At 68.9% G+C, this 4665-nt stretch carries 5 protein-coding genes, 1 tRNA gene and 1 pseudogene; 5 read left to right on the top strand and 2 right to left on the bottom strand.

Features of this window, described 5'->3' with window-relative positions:
* Positions 1-265, top strand: a pseudogene (locus E1166_RS29605) (hypothetical protein); the annotation flags it as partial.
* 66 nt (positions 266-331) lie between these two features.
* On the opposite strand, the gene E1166_RS29600 reads toward E1166_RS29605, so the two are convergent.
* Positions 332-1135 carry an S-methyl-5'-thioadenosine phosphorylase gene (locus E1166_RS29600; protein ID WP_132343123.1) on the bottom strand — a complete coding sequence of 268 codons (804 nt, stop codon included), beginning with the start codon at positions 1133-1135 and terminating at the stop codon, positions 332-334.
* Positions 1136-1285: 150 nt separating this feature from the next.
* Between E1166_RS29600 and E1166_RS29595 the strand changes: the two genes are divergently transcribed.
* Both E1166_RS29595 and E1166_RS29590 read left to right on the top strand, forming a co-directional pair.
* Positions 1286-1876: a YqgE/AlgH family protein gene (locus tag E1166_RS29595; protein ID WP_132343122.1), complete on the top strand. Its 591-nt coding sequence runs from the start codon at positions 1286-1288 to the stop codon at positions 1874-1876.
* An 88-nt stretch (positions 1877-1964) separates the two neighbouring features.
* Positions 1965-2037, top strand: a tRNA-Ala gene (locus E1166_RS29590).
* Between the two features lie 73 nt (positions 2038-2110).
* Here E1166_RS29590 and E1166_RS29585 read toward each other — a convergent pair.
* Positions 2111-2218, bottom strand: coding sequence for an integrase (locus E1166_RS29585; protein ID WP_243710588.1), 108 nt, complete (start codon positions 2216-2218; stop codon positions 2111-2113).
* Between the two features lie 524 nt (positions 2219-2742).
* Here E1166_RS29585 and E1166_RS29580 point away from each other — a divergent pair.
* The gene (locus E1166_RS29580) at positions 2743-3606 is read left to right on the top strand and encodes an NAD(P)-binding domain-containing protein (protein ID WP_132343121.1); all 864 of its coding nucleotides are present in this window, start codon (positions 2743-2745) and stop codon (positions 3604-3606) included.
* Positions 3607-4017: 411 nt separating this feature from the next.
* Positions 4018-4359 carry a hypothetical protein gene (locus E1166_RS29575; RefSeq protein ID WP_207914648.1) on the top strand — a complete coding sequence of 114 codons (342 nt, stop codon included), beginning with the start codon at positions 4018-4020 and terminating at the stop codon, positions 4357-4359.
* The last annotated feature ends 306 nt before the right edge of the window (positions 4360-4665 follow it).

Here is a 4665-nt window from a genome sequence, read left to right as displayed (position 1 = left end):
GGTCGCTCCCGCGCAGCTGCGCGACGTCGACGGTGCGACGATCACCTACCTGCTCGGCGTCGGCGCGTGCGACACCGGGATCACTCCGCTGGTGCAGGAACACGACGACGTCGTCGTGATCGGGGGTGGGGTGGTCCGCTCCACCGGCGTGTGCACCGAACAGCTCGTGCTGGAACCGGTCACCGTCACCCTCGCCGCGCCGCTGGGCACCCGGCCGGTGCTCGACGTGCTCACCGGACGGGTGCTCACCGAACAGCCGCACTGAGTACGGCGTGGCGTCAGCCGCCGTGGTGGGCGGCAACCGGATCCCGGGCGCCGCCGGGGGAGCGGCTCAGGGCAGGGGGACCGGGAGCTCGATGCCGTCCAGGGCGTGCCCGCACGGGCAGTCCCGGCCGGCCGGCAGCGCCGCCACGGCGTCCAGCAGCACCCCGCGCAGCCGGTCGGTGTTCTCCGCGAACACCCGGAACACCTCCGCCTGGGTGACCGACTCGCCGGCCGTGACGCCCGCGTCCAGGTCGGTGACGAGCGCGATCGAGGTGTAGCAGAGGGCCAGCTCTCGGGCGAGCACCGCCTCCGGATGCCCGGTCATGTTGACCACCGTGCCGCCCATCGAGGCGTACCAGCGGGACTCGGCGCGGGTGGAGAAGCGCGGCCCCTCGACCACCACCACCGTGCCACCGTCCACCGCCGGCACGTCCCGTCCGGCCGCCGCCGCGAGCAGCGTACGCCGCCCGACCGGGCAGTACGGGTCGGCGAACGAGACGTGCACCGCACCCCGGTCGTAGTAGGTCTGGCTGCGTCCGGTGGTCCGGTCGATCAGCTGGTCCGGCACCACGAAGGTGCCCGGACCCAACTCGGGCCGGAGCCCGCCCACCGCGCACGGGGCGAGCACCTGACGCACCCCGAGGGACCGCAGCGCCCACAGGTTGGCCCGGTACGGGATCAGGTGCGGCGGGTGCCGGTGGTCCCGGCCGTGCCGGGGGAGGAACGCCACCCGGCGACCGCCCACCTCGGCGATGGTGACCGGGTCCGAGGCAGGCCCGTACGGCGTGTCCACCTCGTACGCGGTCGCGCCGTCGAGCAACGCGTACAGGCCCGATCCGCCGATCACCGCGATGTCCGCCGTAGGGCTCAACGGTCCTCCTCTGTCGCCGCTCGATCATCCGCCGCTCAGACCTTAGCCACCGCCCCGGGCGCAAGCTATGGTGCCAGGCATGGCGGTGACAGCACGGACCCACGGCGACGCCCCGTTACCCGACCCGGCGCGCGGGTGACGATGTCCGAGATGCAGGAGGAGGGACGCGCGATCGGCGGTCGAGCCACGGAGTCGATGACAGGGCGGCTGCTGGTCGCGACTCCGGCCCTGAAGGACCCGAACTTCGACCGTACGGTGGTGCTGCTGGTGGCCCACGAGGCCGGCGGGGCGCTCGGCGTGGTGCTCAACCGGGCCACCGAGGTCCCGGTGGCCGACGTCCTGGGCGGCTGGAGCGACCTGGCCCGCCACCCCGCGGTGCTCTTCGAGGGCGGCCCCGTCCAGCCGGACTCGGCGATCTGCCTGGCCCGGATGCGGCACCCGATCCGCCGCCTGAAGGGTTTCCAGCCGATCTCCGGCGCGGTCGGCACGATCGACCTGTCGGTGGATCCGGAGAAGCTGCGCGACAGCATCGGCAGCATCCGGGTCTTCGCCGGCTACTCGGGCTGGGGTGCCGGCCAGTTGGAGCAGGAGATCGAGGAGGGCTCGTGGTTCGTCTTCGACGCCCTGCCCGGCGACGCGTTCGTCGACCGGCCCGACGACCTGTGGCCGATGGTGCTGCGCCGGCAGGGCGGGATGATGGCGGCGGTCGCCCATTTCCCGCCCGACGTGGCGTTGAACTGAGCGCCGGGGAGGGGTACCCCCGCGAGATGACCATCGCGGGGGCCGTGTGTATAGTTCTCTGCGTGCCCGGGACGCCGGGGACGAGCAAGGGGCCGTGGCGCAGCTGGTAGCGCACCACACTGGCAGTGTGGGGGTCAGGGGTTCGAGTCCCCTCGGCTCCACCCTTGCGAAACGCCCGGGTGAGGGACACGATCCCCCACCAGGGCGTTTTTCGTTTCCGCCGTTCTCGGGGCGCTACGTGCCAGATCCGGCGCTGACCTTGCCTCTCGCCTCTTCGATCAGCGCGTCCAGGGCGGCGGCGATGGCGTGATCGCGGTCACGGGTGGCGTGCTGGTAGATCATGGCGGCGCGGGTGCTGGAATGCCCGAGGCGCGCCATCAGCTCTTCGAGCGTCGCGCCGCTCTGGGCCGACCATGTGCTGCCAGTATGCCGTAGGTCGATGCGGCATTAGGCGAGCAACGAATAAGGTTTCCGCATAAAGGCGGGGCGTCGGCGCGGCAGATTTCCAGCCGCCATCGATGCCCCGCTCTTGCGTTGCCTGAAAACGCCATTCGTGCTGGCTGCCCTTCATAAGAGTTGCGCTACCGGCTGTCGGGTCAATCAGCGTAGATCGGAAGGAAATGAGCGCAGACACCGCCTTCCGATCGAGCGACTTCCAATCGGCGGATTCCACCTTGGCATCCGTGAGCCATTTTCATCGTGGGTAGCGGGCGTCCTCGGCGGCTTCGAGGACGAGGATGGCCTGCACGATCGCGGTGGCGCGGCGGGGGCAGACCTCGAGGTGTCCGGGCCGACAGAGGGCAGCCGCCTTTATCCTCGACGTCATGGCTTGACATGAAGTTAAGTTGAGGTTCTAGGCTGGCCGTATGGCAGAGACCATCACAATTATCGGAACCGGCAACATCGGAACAGCGGTGGCACACCGGCTACTCGACGCGGGCCGCGAGGTGGTGGTGTGGAACCGCACTCAGCACCGGCTCACCGGTCTGGTGGAGGCGGGTGCTCGGCCCGTCGACTCGGTCGCTGCGGCCGTGTCGTCGAGCGATCTCGTCCTGCTCACCCTCACCGACTACCGCGCGGTCGCCGACTGCCTGGCTGCCATGCACCCGGACCAGGCCGGGCGGACCATTGTCGCGTTGTGCACCGGCACACCGGGGGAGGCGCAGAAGACGGCCGAGCTCGTCGCCGGCATGGGCGCTCGGTATCTTGACGCGGGCGTCCAGGCATCGCCGGAGACGATCGGCACTGACAGGGCCACCATCCTGTACGGCGGTGATCGTGCCGCGTACGAGCTTCACCTTGACACCTTGCGCCTGCTCAGTCGGCCCCGCTTCGTCGGGGACGCGCCAGCGGCCGCCGCGATCTGGGATCTGGCCCTCTTCGGCGTCTGGTACGACGCACAACTGGGCCTGCTCCGCGCTCTCGACACCGTACGCGCCGCCGGCATCGACATCACCGACTTCGCCCGGACTGCCGGTACACAACTCGGCCACGTGGTCGACTCGGCCCCGGCCACCGCGATCGAGCTTCTCGAAGCTGACTATCCGCCCGGCCCGGCCAACCTCGGCGAGCACCTCACCGTGCTCCGTCACCTCATCGAACAACGTTCCGGCAGCCCGCTCGGCGACGGCGGCCTTCCGATCGTGGCAGCGCGGATCGAGGCGCTCCTCGCTGACAACCGCTCAGGCGAGGGTCTCACCGCCGTCGTCGATCGACGGGAAGTCCCATAGGAGGCCGGACAACCTGCCTCGATCCGGCTCCGGCGTCTCGGCGAGCACCCCTGCGGACCTTGGGGCCAGGTCACCCACCAGATAGCGAGTTCCTCCGCATCGTTGCGGTGACAACCGCACATCCCTACGGCCCCTCGGTTGCCCCCTCGAATGGTAGGCCCGCAGATCGGCTATCCCCCAGGCTGGGGCTGGCGGTGGCGACCCGTGCGGAAGCCCGCCGCCGACCCGCCACCGACATGACATGCCCAGCCGTACGCAGGTCAGGCACGTGCGGGGCCGCCACCCAAGGCGTCGTGAGTTACTACCGCCAGCCGACGTCCTGCGCGATTCGACAAGCACGAAAGGAGTAGCCTACAGATGTCCCAGTCAACTGCCCGGTTGGCAGATGGCCCGATTCTTCTCCGTAACACCATGCGCATCAAGGAGGGTCACCTCGAAAAATATCGAGACGCAGTTCGTTCTGCTGTTGACTTCGTAAGAGAGCACGGCCCGCAACTCATGGTTGAAGTGTTCATTGACGAAGCCAACCTACGCGCCTACAGCTTTCAGCTGTACCTCGACTCTGCCGCGGTGCTGAAGCATTGGCAGCTCGCCGATCCATACATCCAAGAGGTCATGGAACACTGCTCCGTGGAGGCGCTTGACGTTTACGGGCAGCCCAGCAAGGAAGTCATGGACGGTCTGACGCAAAATGGTGGTACGGCCTCGCTCGTGGTTACCCCACATCTAACAGGCTTTTTCCGTCACCGCTGATCGACGCCTTTCAGTACGGCCGGTCGATGGCGGGTAGTAGCGGGGAGTCAAGGGCGTGCCGCCTATCGCTGCGCCACCCTGACTGACCAGGGTGGCGGCGGGAATCCAAGATCCTTCCTGGCAGTGCGGGGGTCAGGGGTTCGAGTCCCCTCGGCTCCACCGACCGCACCATCGTGCGAACCGGTGATTCGACATGACAATGTCCCCGCCCGGAACGGACGGGGACATTGTCATGTCGGTGGGTCCATCGGTCACGAGTCGCGTCGAGCGCCACCCCGCCCCCGCTGGCGGCGGGGACGGGGCGGT

The sequence above is a fragment of the Micromonospora sp. KC213 genome (assembly GCF_004348325.1).
Lineage (GTDB): Bacteria > Actinomycetota > Actinomycetes > Mycobacteriales > Micromonosporaceae > Micromonospora.
The sequence above is the reverse complement of the archived record's forward strand: the minus strand, read 5'-3'. Positions and strand labels throughout refer to the sequence as shown.